This is a genomic window from Actinoallomurus sp. CA-150999, assembly GCF_050942425.1.
Classification (GTDB): Bacteria; Actinomycetota; Actinomycetes; order Streptosporangiales; family Streptosporangiaceae; genus Actinoallomurus.
This window is the reverse complement of the sequence record NZ_CP192063.1, coordinates 3,296,440-3,315,804: the sequence shown is the minus strand read 5'-3', so window position 1 is coordinate 3,315,804 and position 19,365 is coordinate 3,296,440. Positions and strand designations below refer to the sequence as shown.

Sequence of the window (19,365 nt, the reverse complement as noted above, 5' to 3'; positions counted from 1 at the left end):
GGGTCCCTTTGTTCGAACCAATTTCGTCAAATGCGATCAAACGTAAGTCAGAATTCGGTTTTTAGGTAGATCACCAGCATCGGTGCTGGTTGCGACGGGTAGGGCCGCGATTGTGAGGGACTGCACGGATAGCGTCAGTCGTCCGCTGACCAGACCAGCAGTCCAGTCCGATATGGAATAGGAGAGGCCAATTATGCCGGCACCGCCACCTTACAAACCGCCTCCGTTGACGAACCCTACGTTCAACGACCCTCGGGTACGTCAGTGGCAGCAGCAGATGAAGGACCGCGGCTGGAGCATCGCGGTCGACAGTGACTACGGCGACGACAGCGAGAGGATCTGCAAGGCGTTCCAGAAGGAGAAGGGCCTGAAGGTGGATGGCATCGTCGGGCCGATCACCTGGAAGGCCACTTGGGAGGCGCCGGTCACGGCCGCCGCCAAGCACTGACCTATCGCTTGCAGACACCGGGCCACGCCCGTGTGATGCAGACGGCTATTAGGGCCGGCCGCCCCTCATCGGGTGGTCGGCTCGCGTCATGCCGTCACGGATCCTCGGGTTCCGCCTGCCGACGGCCCCGGCAGGCGGATACGGCACGTCGCACGGCTCGTATGGAAGGTCAGCGCCGCCAGGACGGCATGACGTCGAACATCGCCGCGGTCTTGGCGGGATCGCGGTCGACGAGTTCGTCGAGCACCTCGTCGATCCGCTTCATGATCGAGTCGTCGAGCCGCCGCCCGCTGACGGCGGCGTTCTCGGCGACCTGCTCCGGCCTCGAGGCGCCGATGATCGCCGCTGCGACGTTCGGGTTCTGCAGGACCCACGCCACGGCGAGCTGGGCCATGGTGAGCCCGGCCTCCTCGGCGATCGGCCGCAGCCGCTGGACCCGTTCGAGCACCGCGTCGGACATGTAGCGGCCGACGAAGCGCGAACCCCGCGCGTCATCGGCCCGCGACCCCGCGGGGGCCTCCCGGCCGGGCAGGTACTTGCCGGCGAGAACGCCCTGGGCGACCGGGGAGAACACGATCTGGCTCAGGCCGAGACGCTCACACGCGGGCACGACCTCCGGCTCGATGACGCGCCACAGCATGGAGTACTGCGGCTGGTTGGACACCAGCGGCACCCCCAGCGGACGGGCCAGTTCCTGCCCCTTCTCGATCTGGGCGGCCGTCCACTCCGACACCCCGATGTGCAGCGCCTTTCCCTGCCGCACCAGGTCGGCGAACGCCCGGATGGTCTCCTCGAGCGGAGTGTCCTCGTCGAAGCGATGCGCCTGGTAGAGATCGACGTAGTCGGTGCCGAGCCGCCGCAGCGAGGCGTGGCAGCTCTCCATGATGTGCTTGCGCGAGAGTCCCCGGTCGTTCGGGCCCGGACCGGTCGGCAGGCACACCTTCGTCGCGATCACGAGCGACTCGCGGCGGACCCCGGCCAGCGCGCGGCCGAGCACCTCTTCGGCGCGCCCCTGGGAGTAGATGTCGGCCGTGTCGAACGTCGTGATGCCGGCGTCCAGCGCCGCCCGGACGCATGCCGCCTGCGCGTCCTCCGCGATCTGACCGTCCAGCGTCAGCCAGTTCCCGAAGATGATCTCGCTGACCTTCAGCCCGCTGTGCCCCAGGTATCGATGCTCCACAGCGATCATCGTAACGACCCGCCTGCGGCCGACGACCGCCCCAGCCCGTCTACCGGCGGCGTCGACCCACGCTCCACCCGCTCTCATGGAGCGAAGATCCCCAAAAGAAAGAGCGGGCTAAAGACCCGAAGTCCTCACCCGCTCTGTTATGAGCGTATCCGCCTCAGTCCGAAAGGTCAACCTCGATCAAGGAATGGGGCCGGGAATCCACGTACCCGAAACCCTGAAGCGGACGCATTGACAAACGTGGGGCAACCGAGACGTTTCCGTGCCTCGGCAACAAACCTTCCCTTTGGACTCACCTTTGACGCGAGTCCCGCATCTGCTCGGTAGTCGAATCCAACCAGAGAGGTGAGAAGGTCTGCGAGTTGCAGAAGGTCGGATGCTCGCGAGTCCATCCGGATCAGCGACGGGATCACCAGGCGACCAAGCGTCGAGTTGACGGCGACCTGGACGTTCTCTTCGAAGGTGACCCCTTTGGGGGATGAGTAGTCGTCCGCGATCACCGAGATCAACTCTGCGCCGTCCACCGCATCGATGAGCAAGCGCGTAGCGACCGCCTCATACGCGTTGTAGGCACCTCCGCAGTACGCGACCACGTCGAAGTCTTCGCGATCGACGATGCAGGAGCTGAAGCTCAGGGTCCCTTCCGCGAGTGCGGCGACCAGAAGATCGACCATCCCCATGTGATGCCGACGCGTCGCGGCCGTCATCCGCGCAAAATGAATCTCTTGGTAGAAATGGGCGCGATCACGGTACAGACGAACTTTTCGGGCGAGCTCCGCCGCAGCCCAGGTTTTCATGCATCCGAGAACGAAAAAACGATCATTACTGACACTCCCCGACTCATCGATGAAGGCTGCAGCACTCGGATGTCCCACCGACAGGAAAGTTTCACTTGTCATGTCATTACTGTAGCGATCGAGAGAGCCGACCCGGGTCATGCCCAATTTTGGGACAGCCCACGACCACATGCAATGCCCGACTATATCCGCAAAGATGGTGAATTACCCCTGCGTGAATCTGGGTTAGAAAATCGATCACGGGTGGAGCGGGGACGGCGTCCTCCGAGCGGAGGCGGTCATCTCGATCGGGCTTCGCTCATACCGGCTACTCGGGCGAACTCGCGGATCATCGGGTTCTGCGCGCCGGCGAGCCACGCGGGCGCGCAGATCATCGGCGGTAGGCCGGACACCGGCACGCTGACGACGTGGGGGTTGTCGGGGCGCAGCGAGGCGACCGTCAGGTGGACCGCGTCCCCCTCGGCCGCCAGGATGATCGCCTCTTCGATGGACGCGGAGGCGTAGCGGGCGACGCGTCGGAGCGGCACTCCGCTCGGAGTGGTACGAGGAATCCAGAGGTCGGCGATCCGCTCCGGCATGCTGCTCGGGTAGAGCAGATCGTGGTCGGCCAGCTCCTCGACGTCGACGACGGCGCGCCGGGCCAGCGGATGCCCGGTCCCCACCAGTACCGCACGCTCGTCCCGCAGCAACACGGGTCCGACGCGTACGCCCAGGTCCCGGACCATCGCGAGGTCGGCGGGCAGCCAGCCGACGAAGACGTCCACCGGCCACTCGTCGCCCCAGCGGGACGGGTCGGTGTTGGGGTGCGCGGACCGCACCACGGCGCACTGGGGATGGGCCCGCTCGAAGGCCCTGATCGGCCGGTCGGCCACACCTTCGGGCAGGCTCGTCGAAACGCCGACGCGCAGCACGCCGGGCCGTACGCTCCGCTGGGCCTCGGACAACGCCCGCTCCATCCGGTCGTACGCGGGCCGCAGCTCCTCCTCCAGCCGTTCGCCCAGCGGCGTCAGCCGGACCCGTCTGCTCGTCCGCTCGAACAGCGGACCGCCGACCCGGCGTTCGAGCGCGCGCACCGCCTGGCTGACACGAGGAGTGGAGATGCCCAGATGGGCCGCTGCCTGCCCGAAGTGCAGCTCGCGGGCCACCGCCAGGAACGCCTCGATCTCCCGGATCTCCATACGCCCATTGTGTCGCCCTGATTAACGATCGTGGCGCGATCCGTCGTTGATCAGCGGTCTCGGGGCGACGAGCCTGGAAGGACTATGGGACTCGAAGAGCAACTTCCCGGGGGCTTCCTGCTCACGACGGTCGAGGCGGTTGCCGGCCTGGCGCGTAAGTCGTCGATGTGGCCGATGACGTTCGGCCTCGCGTGCTGCGGGATGGAACTGATGGCCGTCGGCGATCCGCGCCACGACTTCGCCCGATTCGGTATGGAGCGCCCGTCCGGCTCGCCGCGCCAGGCGGACCTCATGGTCGTCGCCGGGCGCGTCAGCCAGAAGATGGCACCGGTGCTGCGGCAGCTCTACGACCAGATGGCCGCGCCGAAGTGGGTCATCGCGATGGGCGTCTGCGCTTCGTCGGGCGGGATGTTCAACAACTACGCCGTCGTGCAGGGCGTCGACCACATCGTGCCGGTCGACATCTACCTGCCCGGCTGCCCGCCGCGCCCGGAGATGCTGCTGGACGCGATCGTCAAACTGCACGACAAGGTCCAGAACGCCAAGCTGGGCGCGCACCGGCGCGCCGAGATCGTCGCCGAGGAGCGCGCCCGCGTGACGGGGCTCCCACTGATCGACGTGTCCCCGGCTCAGGTCTGAATCACCGGTCCGTCCCGCAAAGCAGACACCCCCGCCCGGCCGTGCCGGCCGGCGGGGGTGCGAGTGAGTGAAACAACCAGTTCCTAGCCGGCCCGTTCGACGACGGCCACCTCGACACAGTCGCCGCCGTTGGCCGTGCTCTGCGTGGCCTTCCGCCACGCCACCACCAGCTCCACGCAGTTGCCGCCGTTCGCCGTGCTACGTGCGGCCTTCCGCCACGTCAGGTCGTCCATTGCTCCGACTTCCTCCGGATGAGCTCGATCGACTGCCGCCTTGGGAGGGCGTCCGCCCGGAACACTTCGAACATACGCCGCAGCGTTGCCACCTCGTGTTGGCGCTCGACCACCTCTCCGCTGAGCTGACTGTCAACGTATGCCAGCTCTGTGCCGCCGTCGAGGGTCGCGATCGCGAAAGGACCGGTGAACCCGGCGCACGTCTCGGCGCTCGCCGGAACGATCTGGACGAGCACGTTCTCCCGCTCGGCGATGGTCGCAAGGTGCAGGAGCTGATCGGCCATGACCTTGGCTCCGCCGACGTTCTGGCCGAGCACGCTCTCGGCAATGACGGCGACGAGGACGGGCGGGGAGTCCTCCCGGGTGAGGATCTTCTGGCGGTCCAGCCGCGCGGCCACCATGTCGTCCAGGTCAGCGATGTCGTACGGACCCGCCCGCAGCACCGCACGTGCGTAGTCCTCGTTCTGCAGTAGACCAGGGACGACGGTCGACTGGAACGACAGCAGCGAGGTGGCCCGGCGTTCGACCGCGAGCCACTTGTCCAGCCACTCGGGCGGGACCTCCCCGGCGACGAGTTCGTCGATGACGCGGACCAGGATGTCGCCCAGGCCCAGGATCGGCAGGAGACGCTCGAGGTGCTCCGGCCGCGGCAGGATCCGGGAGGTCTCCCACGAGGCGACCAGGGAGTCCGAGACGTAGAGGGATTTCGCCACGGCCGCCCGCGTCAGCCCCTTCGCCTCGCGAGCGCGGCGAAGCTCCTTGGCGACGAACACCCGCGCCGTCATCCGATTTCCGCTCATCGGCCCGCGTCCCTTCGTACGAAATGGTGAGCGCCCTATTCGCCCGGTAACAGTGGAGCGCTCCTTAGCGTACGCACGTGAACACTCTCTGTGGTCGATTGTTGAGAAATCAGCGGACTCCGTTTGACGCTCATACTGGCTAACCGCTATCTATTAGCTAGCCGTTAGGGAGGCGTGCAAGGCGCATGAACGAGTTGGGCGGTGTGCTGCAGGTCCGTGGCCTGTTCAAGGAGCATGGCCAGGGGCAGAGTCTGGTTCGCGCGGTCGGTGGAGTCGACCTGGACGTACGGGCGGGACAGATGCTGGCGGTGATGGGGCCCAGCGGCTGCGGGAAGTCCACACTGCTGCACCTGCTGGGAGGCCTCGAGCGGCCCACCGATGGGCAGGTGTGGCTGGCCGGCCGGCGCATCGACACCGTGAACGAGCGGGGCCTGGCCCGGCTGCGGCGCCGGTCGGTGGGGTTCGTCTTCCAGGCATTCCATCTGGTGGAGGAGCTGTCGGCGGCGGAGAACGTGGAGCTGCCCGTGCTCTTGGCCGGGCGCTCGGCGCGCGCGGCCAGGCGCCGCGCGGCCTTTCTGCTGGAGCGGTTCGGGCTCGCCGACCGCGGCCGGCATCTGCCCTGGCAGCTGTCGGGGGGCCAGCGTCAGCGGGTGGCCATCGCCCGCGCCATGGCCAACGAACCGCTGGTCCTGTTGGCCGACGAGCCGACCGGGAACCTGGACACCGCGGCGACGCTCGATGTGCTGCGGCTCTTCGCGGACCTGCGTGCCGCGGGCCAGACCCTCGTGGTCGTCACGCATGACGAGCGGGTCGCGGCCATCGCGGACCGGCTGGTCTCGATGCGCGACGGAGTGTTGGTCGACGACATCCGACCGGCAGGCGGCACCAGGCGGCTCAGCGACCTGTTCGGACTGGAGGGCTGAAGGCCGTGGGCCGCATCCTGCTCGTGTTCCGCCTCGTCCTGGCCGACGTGCGCCGACATCCCGCCCAGGCGGTGATGCTCGTGATCTCGATAACCGCCGCCACCGCCATGCTGAGCCTGGGCATGTCACTGCACGGCGCGACCGACACGCTCTACCGGCATACCCGTGCGGCCACCGCCGGTCCGGACTTCGTGGCGTTCTCCCCTGGCACCGACCGGACCGCGACCTCGGCCCTGACCTCGTTGGCACACGCTCCCGAAGTCGTCGCCCACAGCGGACCGTACCGCCAGTTCTCTACGACCCTCACGGCGCACGGCGCCACGTCGAACGTGGTGGTACAAGGCGCCGACGCGACACCGGGCCCGATCGACCGCCCCTTGGTGACCTCGGGCACCTGGGTACGCCCCGGAGGCGTCGTGATCGAACGCGGCTTCGCCAACGCTCTGGGCGTCCACGTCGGCGACCACGTCACCGTCGCCGGCCGCTCGCTTCCGATCGCCGGAATCGCCGTGACCGCGGCTTACACCGTCTACCCGTTCGCGCAGATGGGGGCCGAGGGACCGAGCGACAACAGCGGTCTGGTCTGGCTGAGCGAGCCGGACACTCGGACGCTGGTCTCCGCGAAACTGTCGGTGACCTCCGCCATCTACCTGAAGCTGCGCGACCCCGCCGCGACCCAAGCGTTCCTGGACTCACACAGGGCGTCCGTGGATCCCGACCAGACCACCACGCACTTCGTCACCTGGCAGTTCATGGCCACCCAGGACTCCGTCATGCTCAAGGACAGCCAGCCGATCCTGGTCATCGGCAGCTGGCTGCTCTGCTTCCTGGCCATCGCCGGCGTGGCCACTCTGGCCGCGGGACGCGCCGCCAAGCAGACCCGCCGGGTGGGACTGCTCAAGGCCGTCGGCGCCACACCCGGCCTCATCGCCGCCGTCCTGCTCGCCGAATACCTGCCCCTGGGACTGATCGCCGACGCGCTCGGGCTGACGGTCGCTCGGCTCGCCGAGCCCGCCATCATCAACCCCACCGCCAGCCTGATCACCGCCGCCACCGGACCGACCGGCACCACCATCGCCGTCACGACCGTCATCGCCCTGGCCGTGGCGGCCCTCACCACCCTCGGCCCGACCATCCGGGCACTGCGCACCGAAACCATCGCCGCACTCGCCGACACCGCCCACCAGCCCCAGCACCGAGCCCACCTGACCAGAATCTCCGCGCTGCTGCCGACCCCACTCCTGCTCGGGCTACGACTGATCGCCCGCCGACCCGGCCGCGCGTTCCTGCACGCCTGCAACATGACGGCCACACTGACCACGATCACCGCCCTGCTGATTCAATACGTCCAGCCCGCCAGGGGCTACGGCCTGGACGGTTCTTCCAGCCTGACCAATCTGAAGGCCGACCAAGGACGCCACATGATGCTGGCCGTCACCGCCGCGCTGATCATCCTCGCCGTCATCAACACCATCACCATCACGTGGACCACAGCGCAGGAAGCCCGCCCCACCATGGCCATCGCACGCACCCTCGGCGCCACCCCCGGACAGATCACCGCCGGACTGTCCACCGCGCAACTACTTCCGACGCTGCCCGGCGCCCTCGCCGGCATTCCCATGGGCATCGTCCTGTGTCTGCCCTTCAGCGCCGGAAACGTGGTCTGGCCGCCCGCATGGCTGCTGTTCACCACCGCACTCGCCGCCCTACCGGCAACAGCCGCACTCACCGCCGTACCCGCCCGCCTCGCAGCCCGCAGATCCGTCGCACAGACCCTCAGCGCCGAAGCAACGTGAGCGTCGACCGGTCCACGGACCTTTCGGTCGAGCCGTGCGGCCCGCTCGCCGTGGCTGGATCGCCTGGATCGGGCCTCAGTGGGCCGCCGGGATCTGGAGGCGTCCGTCGTGGACTTCGGCGACCCGGTCGGCGACGGCGAGGTGGGCACGGTCGTGGGTGACCAGGACGGTCGCGGTGGCCCGTTGGCGGGTGAGACGGGTGATCAGATCGATGATCGCGGCGCCGCGTTCATGGTCGAGGGCGCTGGTGGGTTCGTCGACCAGGAGGACAGTGGGATCGTTCATCAGGGCACGGGCGATGTTGACCCGCTGACGCTGACCGCCGGACAGCCGGTGGGGGCGGCGGTCGGCCTGGTCCGCCAGGCCGACCGCGTCGAGCAGTTCCATCGCCCGGAGCCGGGCTCTGGCCGGGGAGCGACCGTCGATCCGGGCCATGACCTGGAGCTGTTCGGCGGCGGTGAGCGACGGGAGCAGGTTCGGCTGCTGGAAGACGATGCCGATCTTGTGGCGCCGCACGGCGGTCAGTTCGCCGCGGGTCAGCCCGGTGGTGACGATGCCGTCGATGGTGACGGTGCCGGCGTCGGGGGTGATGAGGGTCGCGGCGACGGCCAGCAGGCTGGACTTGCCGGAGCCGGAGGGGCCGACCAGGGCGGTGAGGCCGCCCTTGGGCACCTCCAGGTCGACGTGGTCCAGGGCGGTCAGGCGACCGTCGCCGTCAGGGTAGGTGAGGGTGATGTCGGTCAGTGTGAGGCTCAACGGGCGCTCCCCAGGGCGGTCAGCGGGTCGACTGAGGTGATGCGGCGGACGGACAAGGCGGCCCCGAGCGCACCGAGGAGGATCATCACGGTCGCGGGGAGAAGGATGGTCGCCGGAGTGAGGATGAACGGCACGGCCGAGCCCGCCACGACGGCGCCGAGGGCGACGGCGATGGCGGTACCGACGAGGGTGCCGCCGGTCAGCACGGCGATGGCTTGGCCGAGGGCGTCACGCAGGAGGTAGGCGGTGGAGGTGCCCAGCGCCTTGAGGATCGCGACGTCGGCGCTGCGCTGGATGGTCCATACGGTGAAGAAGGCGCCGATGACGAGCGCGGAGATGGCGAACAGGAAGCCGCGCATCAGTTGCAAGGAGCCGTTCTCGGAGGTGTAGGAGCCGATCGCGGTCAGCGAGTCGCCCTTGGACACCGTCCTGGTGCCCGCCGCTGTGTCGGCGGCCTTCACGTGGGTGCGCGTGGTGGTCTTCAGGGCGATGACGGTGGCCGTCGGCCCGTCCGTGGAACGGGTGGGCGGTGCGGTCTTCCGCCAGGTGTCCAGGCTGGTCCAGACGACCGGAGTGTGGCTGAAGTGCGCGTCCCCCCGCACGGCGGCGACGGTCAGTGTCCGCCCGGCGAGCGTGAGGGTGCCTCCGGGCCGTACACCGAGGTCCTCGGCGGCGGACGTGGAGACCACCACCGAGCGTTCGTCGATCCGGTCGCCGTCCGGCGCGAGTGCGGAGCCGGGCCGCACGCCGAAGGCCGAGACGCCGACGCTCCTGTCTCCGGCGACGGCCCGCGTCACGGTGATGCCCAGCGGCTCCGCGCTGGTCACGCCGGGCGTCTGGGCCCACTGCCGCCACTGCCGCGCGGCGACGGTGGAGTTCGAGTACGACAGGCCCTGTCCACCGCCGGGCGCGCCGAAGGCGATCCTGTCCGCGGGCAGATTGCTGATCGCGGAGATGTTCTGCCTGCCCAGGCCGGCGGTCAGCCCGGACAGCAGCCCGACCAGCACGGTGATCAGCACGATGACGGTCCCCATCAGGGCGAAGCGCCCCTTGGCGAACCTCAGGTCTCTCCAGGCCACGAACACGGCTTGGACCTGCCCTTTCGACGGTGGAAGCGGTACACCTCCACCGTCGCCGCCCCGCCCGGCCACGGCATCCGGCCCAGGACGGGACTTCCCGGCCCGAAGGGTGGCGGACGGGTTCTAACTTTCGATGGAGGCACCCATGGGCCTCGGCTTCTAGGCTGGACAGATCGTGAACAGCACCGCGCCCACCTTGGCCCTCACCATCCGGGCCCTGACCTGGTGCCTGCACCTCCTGGTCGCCGGCCTGCTCGCCCTCGCCGCCGCCCGGGCCGTGGCCGGCGGCGGGCCGCATGCCGCCCCTGTCGTGGCGGCGGCCGCGGCGCTGGGACTGGTGTACGCGGCCGGGCCGGTCCTGCCCCGTGTCCGGCGATCCCGCACGGCGGCGATGTTGTGGCTCGGCGCCGTGGGAGTCGTATGGTTGGTGCTGCTGACGCTGTCCGCCGACGCGGTGTGGGTCGCCTTTCCCTTGTACTTCCTGCAGTTGCACCTGCTGCCCCGCGGTGCCGGCCTCGCCACGGTGATCGCCACCGCGCTCGCGGCGATCACGGCCTTCGCCGCCCACCAGGGCACCTTCACACCGGCCGCCGCGATCGGCCCGGCCCTCGGCGCCGCCGTGGCGGTCGCGGTCGTGTGGGGGTATCAGGCCCTGTACCGGGAGGGCGAACGCCGCCGGAGGCTGATCGAGGAGCTCACCGCCACCCGCGCCGATCTGGCCGCCGCCCAGCACACCGCCGGGGTGCTGGCCGAGCGCGAGCGCCTGGCCCGAGAGATCCATGACACCCTCGCCCAGGGACTGTCCAGCATCCAGCTCCTCCTGCGCGCCACCGAACGGGCCCTTCCCGACCGGCCCGGCGCCGCCGCCCGCTACGTGGGTCAGGCCCGTCAGGCCGCAGTGGACAACCTCGCCGAGGCCCGCCGCTTCGTCGCCGCCCTCGCCCCGCCCGTGCTGGAGGGCACCACGCTGGCCGACGCGCTGGAGCGACTGTGCGCCACCACCTCCACCCGCCATCCGCTCACCGCGCGCTTCCACCTGGCCGGCGACCTGGTGCCCCTGCCGACCGCGCACGAGGTCGCCCTGCTCCGCGTGGCCCAGTCCGCCCTCGCCAACGTCGTCCAGCATGCCGACGCCGTCACCGCCGAGGTCACCTTGGGCTACCTCGGGAACCACGTCACCGTGGACATCGTCGACGACGGCGTCGGCTTCGACCCGGACCGGCCGCCCGTCCCCCATCCGGAGGGCGGTGGCTTCGGGCTCGCGGCCATGCGTGCCCGAGTGCGCGCTCTCGACGGCATCCTCACGATCGAGTCCACCCCCGGGAACGGCACCGCCCTGACCGCCCGGTTCGCCCTCCCCCGGACCGCCGCCCCCGAGGCCGAGGCGAACCCATGACCGACGCCACCATCCGCCTGCTGCTGGCCGACGACCACCCGGTGGTACGGGCCGGGCTACGCGCCGTGCTGGAGACCGAGCCCGGTATCACGGTGGTGGCGGAGGCGGCCACCGCGGAGGAGGCCGTCGCCCGCGCCGCCGACGGCGATGTGGACGTCGTCCTGATGGACCTGCAGTTCGGCCGGGGAATGAGCGGCGCGCAGGCGACCGCCGCCATCACCGCCCGTCTCGGAGCCCCCCGTGTCCTGATCGTCACGACCTACGACACCGACGCCGACGCTCTGGCCGCCATCGAGGCGGGCGCCACCGGCTACCTTCTCAAGGACGCTCCGCCCGAGGAACTCGCCGCCGCCGTACGTACCGCCGCGGCAGGCCGCACCATGCTGGCCCCCTCCGTCGCCGGCCGGCTCATGAACCGGTTGCGCAGCCCGGCGACCGCCCTGACCCGACGCGAGACCGAGGTCTTGGCCCTCGTCGCGGACGGCCTGTCCAACCAGGCGATCGGTCGACGGCTCCACCTCACCGAGGGCACCGTCAAGTCCCACCTGGCCCATGTCTACGCCAAGCTCGGTGTCGAATCCCGCACCTCCGCCGTTGCCGTCGCCACCGACCTCGGCCTCATCCGCCGCTGATCGGGACGCGTACGCGTCCGGGCGGTCACATGGTGCGCCGCGGTCGGGCTCAGCGGCCGATGACCGCGACGGCGGCGACCACCTACCGGACGAACTGACCAAAGTGGTTCTACCGGCCAGTAAGGCGTCGCCTCGTGGAAAGGGCGAGGGTGACGTCGATACCCGGATGCGCCGGCACGTCCGCCCCCGGGTCTAAAGTCCGAACGCCCGCGTCACTCGGCCGACCAGCTCGGCTTCGTTCATCGCGGTGTCGACCTCGATGACGGGCAGTTCGAGGCGCTTCGTCTCCTCGAAGAGGCGGTCCGTGAACATCCGGTCGCGCTCGAGCAGGTTGTGCCGGGCCAGCTCCGGGTTGCTGGTCTTGCGGGGGATCTCCCAGCCACGGCCGTCGAACGCCGTCCGGCGGAACTCTGGGGTCGGGAGGAGCCAGACCGCGTGGTCCTGCGCGGCGAGCAGCGGCTTGACGAGATGCGGCAGCAGCCGGAAGCCCTCGACGACGACGCCGGTCTCCGCCGGCAGGCGCAGCAGGTCTTCGACGATCAGGCCGAAGCCCTCGCCCCGGAACCAGTGGAAGGTCTCGAGCATGATCTCCGGAGACCGGTTCACCCAGCGCTCGTCCATGTCCATGGTCATGAACCTGCTCAGGTACGGGGCGTCCGCGGGCGTGCTGCGGCCGGCGTGGTCCGCCATCGTCTCGTCGGTCGAGTACACGTGCAGGCCGTGCCGGGAAGCGATGCGCCGGGTGATCGTCGACTTGCCCGCGCCGCTGCCACCGCCGATCCAGTAGACGTGCCGCAGTCGTGCACGCAGCGCCGCAGCGTCAGCGGCCTCGTCATATTGATCAGGTCTCACTCATCCCCCGTGTTACCCAACGCGGCCACCATCGGCTCGGGAGCGATCGCGGCCGTGCGCGTCTCAGCCAGTGCTATCACGGTCCTCGACTCCCCCGCGTAGGCCCCACTCGTCAAGACCGGAGTAGATGAACGCGGTGCGCGCCCTGGGAAAGGAGAGACACTCGGCCTCTCCCGAATAGATCGCCACCAACGAGTCGGTTCCCCGCCACCAGGTGTCCGCCAACCCCATCACCTCTCGCACCGGCTCGTAGGCGTCCAGCACAACGCCATCGACATCATCGCCGGTGACCTTCGTGATCTGCTTCGCCCACATGGATGCGTGGCGGGCCAGCGCGAGCGACTCCACCCATCCCTCGACGGTCGCATGAAGGGGCGTCCACCGATCCCCATGGATGCCGAACTCGCCAGAGGGCCCGATCATGAATGCATAGGGGACCGCGGTCCGCTGCAGCCCTGCTTCGAACCACCACCCTTCAGAGGATGAGCCTTCTGGCACGTCAGGATTGAAGTATTTGGGGCCTCCGTCGTACTTCGATGCGGGCGGCAAGAGGAGCCCGCCCCATCGCTCCTGATACGCCGCCATTCGGTCGATCACCGCCGCCGGGATCTCTCGCTCAAGCCACCACTGCCTGTGGTCTTCGACCGGCCGGACATCGACCTTGATGCCGTGGGCGCTGACGAAGGACCGGGCTCTCAGAGTCAGCCCCTCAGGCACGTCGTTGATCAGATCAAGATTCACCACGCGGACGCTACCGGGTGAGCCCGGGTGGGAAGAGGCGGCCTGCGGCCCGGTCTCCCGCCGAGGGTTTCCGGGGTCGAAACCACGAGAATCCTCGGCGGAAACGGGACGTCAGGGGCCCGTCGTCTCGCCGCGTTCGCGGATCAAGGCCGCCAGCTCGCCCAGAGCGCGGTTCGCGCGCTCGCCGTCGGAGGACTGGATGCCCATGACCGCGACGGTGGAGCCGTCGGCCAGGTCCAGGGAGGGCCAGGGTGCGCCCTCGGCCATGGACACGCCCAGCACCTCCGCCCACTCGTACTCGTGCGTGCGCAGCCCGTTGACGACCGTCACCCCGTCGGGGTCGGCCGTCACGCGGCTGCGGGCGAGCATGTGCAGGATCCCGGCGACGATCAGCCCGATCGCGACCAGGCCGATCCGGTCGCCGAGGCCCCAGAGGGCGGGCATGACCACGGCGAGGGCGATCATGCCGACGACGACCACCGTCGCAAGGACGTACGGGACGATTCTGGCCCGTCGTGGCCGCCACGTCGCCGTGGTCATGAGGGATCCGCCTTACGCAGGAATCAGTCGACGATCTTGGAGATCGGGATCTCGAGGATGTCGCGGGCGCCCGCCGCCTTGAGCGCCGGGATCAGGGTGTTGACGCCGTGCTTGGCGACGACGCTCTCGACCGCGTGCATCTCACCACCGGCCAGCGGGGTGACCGTCGGCGACGACATCGACGGAATGATCTCCAGGACCGACTCTAGCGCGCCGTTCTCGACGTTGAGCTTGAGCAGGACGTTGCCGCGGGCCCGGATCGCGCCCTGCAGCAGCAGCGCGATGTCCTCCATGGCCGCGCGCTTGTCGGCGTCCTCGTACGCCTCGCGGTTGGCGACCAGCTCGGTGTAGCTGGTCAGCAGGGTGTCGAGGATGCGCAGGCCGTTCTTGCGCAGCGAGGAGCCGGTCTCGGTGAGGTCGACGATCACGTCGACGATGTCGGGGACCTTCGCCTCGGTCGCGCCGTACGACGGCACGACCCGCGCCTTGACGCCGTGCTTGGCGAGAAAGCGCTCGGTCAGGGCGGGGAACTCGGTGGAGATCCGCACCCCTTCCGGCAGGTCGGAGACGGTCTGCCAGGGCGCGTCGTTCGGCACGGCCATGATGACGCGCACCGGGTTGGACGTGGCCTTGGAGTACTTCAGCTCGCCGAGCGAGACGACGTCGGCATTGGTCTCGGTGATCCAGTCGCGCCCGGTGATGCCGAGGTCGAACAGACCCTGCTCGAGGTAGGTCGGGATCTCCTGCGGCCGCAGGACGCGGACCCGGTCGATCCGCGGATCGTCGATCGAGGCGCGGTAGTCGCGATCGGAGCCGCGGCGGACGGTCAGGTCGGCGGCGTCGAACAGCTCGAACGTCGCCTTCTCCAGAGAGCCCTTGGGCAGCACGAGTGACAGCACGGTTGATGAACCTTTCTGCGAGAGATGGGTATCGCGGCGTCGACGCTCAGGAGCCCAGATGCTCCGCGTCATGCCGCGCGTGACCGTGGTGCCGAAGACCTCGCAGGGTCAGTGCCGTATCAAGAGCGGCCACGGTCGCCTCCATCCCTTTGTCCTCGTGGCTGTGGTCCAGCCCGCATCGGTCCAATGCCTGGTCGAGCGTCTCACATGTTAGTACCCCATTGCCCACCGGGGTGCCTTCGTCCAGGGCAACCCTCGTCAAACCCGCGGTGACGGAGTCGCAGACGTAGTCGAAATGCGGGGTTCCACCGCGGATGACCGTTCCCAGGCAGACGACCGCGTCGTTGTCGCGGGCGAGCTGCTGGGCGACGACCGGGATCTCGAGCGCGCCGGCCACGCGCACGACCACCGGCTCGGCGACGCGGCACTCCTTGGCCGTCGCGACGGCCCGCTCCAAGAGCTGGTCGGTGACCTGTGCGTGCCACCGGGTGCAGACGATGCCCAGCCGCAGCCCTGAGGCGTCGACGAAGGTCTCGTCCGGACGTCCGACTCCACTCATGCGCTCTCCTTCGTGGGACGCGCCGTGCTTTCGCTCCGCTCGGTCATCCCAGGTCTCCGATCGTGTGGCCGAGGCGGTCGCGCTTGGCGGCGAGGTAGCGCCGGTTGTGCTCGGTGACGGAGACGGGCAGCGACTCCCGTCCGCGTACCTCGACGCCGAAGCTCTCCAGCCCGGCGACCTTGGCCGGGTTGTTGGTCAGCACCCGGACGGACCGGATGCCGAGGTCGAGCAGCATCTGCGCCGCGTTGCCGTACTCGCGGGCGTCCACGGGCAGGCCGAGCTCGAGGTTGGCGTCGACGGTGTCGGAGCCGTCGTCCTGGCGCTGGTAAGCGCGCAGCTTGGCCAGCAGGCCGATGCCCCGGCCCTCGTGGCCGCGCAGGTACAGCAGCACTCCCCTGCCTTCGGCGGCGATCGCGGCCATCGCGGCCTCGAGCTGGGTGCCGCAGTCGCAGCGCTCGGAGCCGAGCACGTCGCCGGTCAGGCACTCCGAGTGGGCCCGGACGAGGACGTCCTCGCCGTCGCCCAGGTCGCCGTACACGAGGGCGATGTGCTCGCCGTCGTCCACCTCGCTGGCGTAGCCGACCGCGCGCCACATGCCGTGGCGGTTGGGGATCCGGGTCTCGGTGATGCGCTCGACCATCCGCTCGGTCCGCTTGCGGTACTCCACGAGCTGTTCGATCGAGATCAGCTTGAGGTCGTGCTCCTTGGCGAAGATCTCCAGCTGCGGCAGCCGCGCCATCGTGCCGTCGTCGTTGACGACCTCGGCCAGCACCCCGGCCGGGGTCAGCCCGGCCAGCCGCGCCAGGTCGACCGCCGCCTCGGTGTGCCCGCGACGCCGCAGCACCCCGCCGTCGCGGTAGCGCAGCGGGAAGATGTGGCCGGGCCGGACCAGCTCGTACGGCTCGGTCGCCGAGTCGGCGAGCGTGCGGATCGTGTGGGCGCGGTCGGCGGCGGAGATGCCGGTGTCCACGCCGTCGCGGGCGTCGACGCTGACGGTGTACGCCGTGCGCATCCGCTCGTTGTTGTGCGCCGTCATCAGGGGGATCTGCAGCCGGTCGAGGTCCGGGCCCTCCATCGGCACGCAGATCACGCCGCTGCTGTACCGGATCGTGAAGGCCACCAGCTCCGGCGTCGCCTTGGAGGCGGCGAAGATGAGGTCGCCTTCGTTCTCCCGGTCGGCGTCGTCGACGACGACCACCGCCTTGCCGGCCGCGATGTCCGCGATCGCATCTTCGACGCTGTCGAAACTCATGCCGCCACCACCTTGGGCTCGGTGTGCCGCCGCTGCCGGCGGTACTGCTTCAGCCAGTCACGGAAACCGGCGAGGACGAGAATGAAGAAGATCCCGTACGCCGCGCCGGAGACGTACAGCCCCGACTTGAACGCCAGGGGGACGCCGACCAGGTCGACGAGGACCCAGATGACCCAGAAGTCGACGAGCGCGCGGCTCTGCGCGAACGTCGCGACCGCGCTGCCGACGAAGATGTACGCGTTGGCCAGCGGCGACCAGGAGATCTGCAGCCAGGGGATGTTCGCGAACAGCAGGGCCACCGCGACGGTGCCCGCCGCGAGCACCCCGATGAGCGCGGTGCGTTCGCGCGGGGTGGCCGGGCGCACGGCCAGTTCCCGGCTCTTCCGGAGGCCGCGCAGCCACCGGACCCAGCCGTACGAGGCCAGTGCCAGGAACATCACCTGCTTGAGCGCGTTGCCCGGCGCGTGCGCGCTGAGCGAGGCGACGAGGAGGAGCGCCGCGCCGGCGATCTGCACGGGCCAGGTCCAGATCGTGCGGCGGATCGCCAGCAGGACCGTGCCCAGGGACAGGACGTTGCCCACCAGGTCGGTCCACAGGACCTTCTCGCCGAGGACGGTGACGCCCGCCTGGGTCCAGGAGCTCACCGGGACCCACCGGCCGTGACGAGCCGCTCGACGTACTTGGCGACGACGTCGACCTCGAGGTTGACCGGGTCGCCGGGGCCCTTGCGTCCCAGGGTGGTCAGCTCGAGCGTCGTCGGGATCAGCGCGATCGTGAAGGCGTCGTCGCGGGCCTCGACGACGGTGAGGCTGACGCCGTCGACCGTGATCGAGCCCTTCTCGACGACGTAGCGGGCCAGCTGCGGGGGCAGTTCGACCGTCACGACCTCCCAGCGGTCGCCGGGCTCGCGGGACACGACGCGGCCGACGCCGTCGACGTGGCCCTGGACGATGTGGCCGCCGAGCCGGTCGGTCGGCCGTACGGGGCGTTCGAGGTTGACCGGCGATCCGGGCTTCAGGCCGGCGAGGCTGGACCGGTCGAGCGTCTCCTTCATGACGTCGACGGTGAAGGCGTCGTCCTTGACGTCGGTCACGGTGAGGCAGACCCCGTTGACGGCGATGGACGCGCCGTGCACGGCGTCGGACACGACGAGCGGGCCGCGGACGGTGAGCCGGGCGGAGTCCGCCGCCGGTTCGAGCGCGACCACCTCGCCGAGTTCCTCGACGATTCCGGTGAACATTCAGTGCTCCCTTCGGGCCGCTACCGGCCGGGTGGGGGTTTCGGCGGCTTGCGGTACGGCGGTGACGCGCAGGTCCGGGCCGACCCGCGTGACGTCCTCGATCTGCAGGTGGTGGGCCTCGGCGAGCGTGCCGACGCCCGCCGCGCCGAGCGCGGTGGTGCCGGAGCCGAGGAGCGTGGGGGCGAGGTAGGCGACGACCCGGTCGACCAGTCCGGCGGCCAGGAACCCGCCGGCGAGCGTCGGGCCGCCTTCGAGGAGGACCGAGACGATCTGCCGGTCGCGCAGCTCGGCGAGGAGGGCGGCCAGGTCGAGCCCGCCGTCGCCGCGCGGCAGGCGGACGACGGCCGTGCGGGCCTCCAGCGCCGTGGTGTCGGCGTCCTCCGCGACGGCGATCAGCGTGGGGGCCTCGTCGTCCAGGATCCGGCTGGTCAGCGGCGTACGCGCCCGGCCGTCGACGACGACGCGCAACGGCCTGCGGGACATGAGCAGGTGATCGTGGCGCTGCACGCCCCGTACGGTCAGGCGGGGATCGTCGGCCAGCACGGTCCCGGCGCCGACGACGATCGCGTCGCAGCGGGCGCGGAGCTCGTGGACGTCGTGCCGGGCCTCCGGGCCGGTGATCCACTGGCTGGTGCCGTCGGCGGCGGCGGACCGGCCGTCCAGCGTCGCGGCGAACTTCCAGGTGACGTGCGGCCGGTTCAGCCGGGTGCGGGTGAGCCACTCGGCGTTGGCCCGCTCGGCCTCGTCGGCGAGCAGCCCGCCCTCGACCTCGATGCCCGCCTCGGCGAGCCGGCGGGCTCCGCCGCCCGCGACGGGGTCGGGGTCGGCGACCGCGTAGACGACACGCCGGACGCCGGCGTCGATGACGGCGAGGGTGCACGGGCCGGTACGGCCCTGGTGGTCGCAGGGTTCGAGGGTGACGACGAGAGTGCCGCCCTGGGCACGGCCCGCGGCCTCCCGGAGCGCGACGATCTCGGCGTGCGGTCCGCCGGCGTAGGCGTGGTACCCCTCGCCGACGACCTCTCCGGCGGCGTCGAGGACGACACAGCCGACGACGGGATTGGGGCTGGTCTCACCGCGGGCGCGGACGGCGAGCGCCAGCGCCCGGCGCATCGCCCGCTCCTGCGCGGGATGATCGGTCACCCGGGCCTCCCTCATCAGGCTCCGGGTGTGTGGCAAGGCCACAGATGCCATGCCCACGAAGGGCACGGCCGCGCGCTGCCTCCCATCCGGACTTTAACCGTCGGTCCCGGAGTTTCACCGGGTCAACCGGCCGATGGTTTCGGCCGGGTCGCGGACTGTCACCGCCGGTTCGGAATTTCACCGACCCCGGAGCACGCTTACTGACTCCCAACCAGTGTGCCACGCCGGGCATTCCACGCCATATGTGAGGATGCGCACGTCCACATCCGGCCAAGC

General features: G+C 69.9%; 22 protein-coding genes and 1 riboswitch. Of the genes, 6 read left to right on the top strand and 16 right to left on the bottom strand.

All coding sequences use genetic code 11. From position 1 onward, the window contains the following. Positions 1-226: 226 nt before the first annotated feature. Positions 227-448 (top strand): peptidoglycan-binding domain-containing protein, encoded by a 222-nt coding sequence (locus ACQP2O_RS15800; protein ID WP_433184890.1) that lies wholly within the window; start codon positions 227-229, stop codon positions 446-448. A gap of 169 nt (positions 449-617) precedes the next feature. Here ACQP2O_RS15800 and ACQP2O_RS15795 read toward each other — a convergent pair whose 3' ends face one another. The 3 genes from ACQP2O_RS15795 to ACQP2O_RS15785 all read right to left on the bottom strand — a co-directional run bounded on the left by ACQP2O_RS15795 (position 618) and on the right by ACQP2O_RS15785 (position 3,609). Then, positions 618-1,628 (bottom strand): aldo/keto reductase family protein, encoded by a 1,011-nt coding sequence (locus ACQP2O_RS15795; protein WP_433184887.1) that lies wholly within the window; start codon positions 1,626-1,628, stop codon positions 618-620. A 176-nt stretch (positions 1,629-1,804) separates the two neighbouring features. Beyond that, positions 1,805-2,533, bottom strand: coding sequence for a DUF3800 domain-containing protein (locus ACQP2O_RS15790; RefSeq protein WP_433184885.1), 729 nt, complete (start codon positions 2,531-2,533; stop codon positions 1,805-1,807). A gap of 176 nt (positions 2,534-2,709) precedes the next feature. Continuing rightward, entirely contained in the window at positions 2,710-3,609 is a 900-nt protein-coding gene (locus ACQP2O_RS15785; RefSeq protein ID WP_433184882.1) for a LysR family transcriptional regulator, read from the bottom strand. Positions 3,610-3,693: 84 nt separating this feature from the next. Between ACQP2O_RS15785 and ACQP2O_RS15780 the strand changes: the two genes are divergently transcribed. Then, positions 3,694-4,248, top strand: coding sequence for a NuoB/complex I 20 kDa subunit family protein (locus ACQP2O_RS15780; RefSeq protein ID WP_433184879.1), 555 nt, complete (start codon positions 3,694-3,696; stop codon positions 4,246-4,248). Between the two features lie 83 nt (positions 4,249-4,331). Here ACQP2O_RS15780 and ACQP2O_RS15775 read toward each other — a convergent pair whose 3' ends face one another. Together ACQP2O_RS15775 and ACQP2O_RS15770 are read right to left on the bottom strand one after the other, a co-directional pair. Further along, on the bottom strand, positions 4,332-4,481 hold the full coding sequence (locus ACQP2O_RS15775) for a DUF397 domain-containing protein (RefSeq protein ID WP_433184876.1): 150 nt from the start codon (positions 4,479-4,481) through the stop codon (positions 4,332-4,334). Continuing rightward, a complete protein-coding gene (locus ACQP2O_RS15770) occupies positions 4,469-5,281 on the bottom strand; it encodes a helix-turn-helix domain-containing protein (protein ID WP_433184873.1) in 813 nt (270 codons plus the stop codon). Before ACQP2O_RS15770 ends, ACQP2O_RS15775 begins: the two co-directional genes overlap by 13 nt. Positions 5,282-5,466: 185 nt before the next feature. Here ACQP2O_RS15770 and ACQP2O_RS15765 point away from each other — a divergent pair, with 185 nt between their 5' ends. Next, entirely contained in the window at positions 5,467-6,204 is a 738-nt protein-coding gene (locus ACQP2O_RS15765; protein WP_433184870.1) for an ABC transporter ATP-binding protein, read from the top strand. Positions 6,205-6,209: 5 nt separating this feature from the next. Beyond that, entirely contained in the window at positions 6,210-8,000 is a 1,791-nt protein-coding gene (locus ACQP2O_RS15760) for an ABC transporter permease (protein ID WP_433184868.1), read from the top strand. A gap of 75 nt (positions 8,001-8,075) precedes the next feature. Here the strand turns inward: ACQP2O_RS15760 and ACQP2O_RS15755 are convergent, their stop codons facing one another. Both ACQP2O_RS15755 and ACQP2O_RS15750 read right to left on the bottom strand, forming a co-directional pair. Then, positions 8,076-8,756, bottom strand: coding sequence for an ABC transporter ATP-binding protein (locus tag ACQP2O_RS15755; protein WP_433184865.1), 681 nt, complete (start codon positions 8,754-8,756; stop codon positions 8,076-8,078). Beyond that, complete coding sequence (locus tag ACQP2O_RS15750; RefSeq protein ID WP_433184862.1) at positions 8,753-9,841, bottom strand: ABC transporter permease; 1,089 nt, start codon at positions 9,839-9,841, stop codon at positions 8,753-8,755. Before ACQP2O_RS15750 ends, ACQP2O_RS15755 begins: the two co-directional genes overlap by 4 nt. Before the next feature lie 169 nt (positions 9,842-10,010). On the opposite strand from ACQP2O_RS15750, the gene ACQP2O_RS15745 reads away from it, so the two are divergent. Next, positions 10,011-11,231: a sensor histidine kinase gene (locus ACQP2O_RS15745; protein ID WP_433184859.1), complete on the top strand. Its 1,221-nt coding sequence runs from the start codon at positions 10,011-10,013 to the stop codon at positions 11,229-11,231. Beyond that, positions 11,228-11,863 (top strand): response regulator, encoded by a 636-nt coding sequence (locus tag ACQP2O_RS15740; protein WP_433184856.1) that lies wholly within the window; start codon positions 11,228-11,230, stop codon positions 11,861-11,863. The genes ACQP2O_RS15745 and ACQP2O_RS15740 overlap by 4 nt, the downstream gene beginning before the upstream one ends. Before the next feature lie 192 nt (positions 11,864-12,055). On the opposite strand, the gene ACQP2O_RS15735 is transcribed toward ACQP2O_RS15740, so the two are convergent. The 9 genes from ACQP2O_RS15735 to ribD all read right to left on the bottom strand — a co-directional run bounded on the left by ACQP2O_RS15735 (position 12,056) and on the right by ribD (position 19,089). Continuing rightward, on the bottom strand, positions 12,056-12,715 hold the full coding sequence (locus ACQP2O_RS15735; protein WP_433184854.1) for a hypothetical protein: 660 nt from the start codon (positions 12,713-12,715) through the stop codon (positions 12,056-12,058). 63 nt (positions 12,716-12,778) lie between these two features. Then, on the bottom strand, positions 12,779-13,456 hold the full coding sequence (locus ACQP2O_RS15730; RefSeq protein ID WP_433184851.1) for a hypothetical protein: 678 nt from the start codon (positions 13,454-13,456) through the stop codon (positions 12,779-12,781). A gap of 111 nt (positions 13,457-13,567) precedes the next feature. Next, the gene (locus tag ACQP2O_RS15725) at positions 13,568-13,996 is read right to left on the bottom strand and encodes a PH domain-containing protein (RefSeq protein WP_433184848.1); all 429 of its coding nucleotides are present in this window, start codon (positions 13,994-13,996) and stop codon (positions 13,568-13,570) included. 23 nt (positions 13,997-14,019) lie between these two features. Continuing rightward, entirely contained in the window at positions 14,020-14,895 is an 876-nt protein-coding gene (hisG, locus tag ACQP2O_RS15720) for an ATP phosphoribosyltransferase (RefSeq protein WP_433184845.1), read from the bottom strand. Between the two features lie 46 nt (positions 14,896-14,941). Further along, the gene (gene ribH, locus ACQP2O_RS15715; protein WP_433184842.1) at positions 14,942-15,454 is read right to left on the bottom strand and encodes a 6,7-dimethyl-8-ribityllumazine synthase; all 513 of its coding nucleotides are present in this window, start codon (positions 15,452-15,454) and stop codon (positions 14,942-14,944) included. 43 nt (positions 15,455-15,497) lie between these two features. Beyond that, positions 15,498-16,706 carry a bifunctional 3,4-dihydroxy-2-butanone-4-phosphate synthase/GTP cyclohydrolase II gene (locus tag ACQP2O_RS15710; RefSeq protein ID WP_433184839.1) on the bottom strand — a complete coding sequence of 403 codons (1,209 nt, stop codon included), beginning with the start codon at positions 16,704-16,706 and terminating at the stop codon, positions 15,498-15,500. Beyond that, the gene (locus ACQP2O_RS15705) at positions 16,703-17,350 is read right to left on the bottom strand and encodes a nicotinamide mononucleotide transporter family protein (protein ID WP_433184836.1); all 648 of its coding nucleotides are present in this window, start codon (positions 17,348-17,350) and stop codon (positions 16,703-16,705) included. Before ACQP2O_RS15705 ends, ACQP2O_RS15710 begins: the two co-directional genes overlap by 4 nt. Further along, the gene (locus ACQP2O_RS15700) at positions 17,347-17,946 is read right to left on the bottom strand and encodes a riboflavin synthase (RefSeq protein WP_433184833.1); all 600 of its coding nucleotides are present in this window, start codon (positions 17,944-17,946) and stop codon (positions 17,347-17,349) included. Before ACQP2O_RS15700 ends, ACQP2O_RS15705 begins: the two co-directional genes overlap by 4 nt. Continuing rightward, positions 17,947-19,089, bottom strand: a complete 1,143-nt coding sequence (ribD, locus tag ACQP2O_RS15695; RefSeq protein ID WP_433184830.1) for a bifunctional diaminohydroxyphosphoribosylaminopyrimidine deaminase/5-amino-6-(5-phosphoribosylamino)uracil reductase RibD — start codon at positions 19,087-19,089, stop codon at positions 17,947-17,949. Positions 19,090-19,157: 68 nt separating this feature from the next. Further along, positions 19,158-19,288, bottom strand: a riboswitch (FMN riboswitch). Between the last annotated feature and the right edge of the window lie 77 nt (positions 19,289-19,365).

Bases quoted from the DNA above. Each gene is read 5' to 3' on its own strand.
- ACQP2O_RS15790 (WP_433184885.1), bottom strand. From the start codon at position 2,533: ATGACAAGTGAAACTTTCCTGTCGGTGGGACATCCGAGTGCTGCAGCC.
- ACQP2O_RS15785 (WP_433184882.1), bottom strand. From the start codon at position 3,609: ATGGAGATCCGGGAGATCGAGGCGTTCCTGGCGGTGGCCCGCGAGCTG.
- ACQP2O_RS15780 (WP_433184879.1), top strand. From the start codon at position 3,694: ATGGGACTCGAAGAGCAACTTCCCGGGGGCTTCCTGCTCACGACGGTC.
- ACQP2O_RS15775 (WP_433184876.1), bottom strand. From the start codon at position 4,481: ATGGACGACCTGACGTGGCGGAAGGCCGCACGTAGCACGGCGAACGGC.
- ACQP2O_RS15770 (WP_433184873.1), bottom strand. From the start codon at position 5,281: ATGAGCGGAAATCGGATGACGGCGCGGGTGTTCGTCGCCAAGGAGCTT.
- ACQP2O_RS15765 (WP_433184870.1), top strand. From the start codon at position 5,467: ATGAACGAGTTGGGCGGTGTGCTGCAGGTCCGTGGCCTGTTCAAGGAG.
- ACQP2O_RS15740 (WP_433184856.1), top strand. From the start codon at position 11,228: ATGACCGACGCCACCATCCGCCTGCTGCTGGCCGACGACCACCCGGTG.
- ACQP2O_RS15725 (WP_433184848.1), bottom strand. From the start codon at position 13,996: ATGACCACGGCGACGTGGCGGCCACGACGGGCCAGAATCGTCCCGTAC.
- ribH (WP_433184842.1), bottom strand. From the start codon at position 15,454: ATGAGTGGAGTCGGACGTCCGGACGAGACCTTCGTCGACGCCTCAGGG.
- ACQP2O_RS15710 (WP_433184839.1), bottom strand. From the start codon at position 16,706: ATGAGTTTCGACAGCGTCGAAGATGCGATCGCGGACATCGCGGCCGGC.
- ACQP2O_RS15700 (WP_433184833.1), bottom strand. From the start codon at position 17,946: ATGTTCACCGGAATCGTCGAGGAACTCGGCGAGGTGGTCGCGCTCGAA.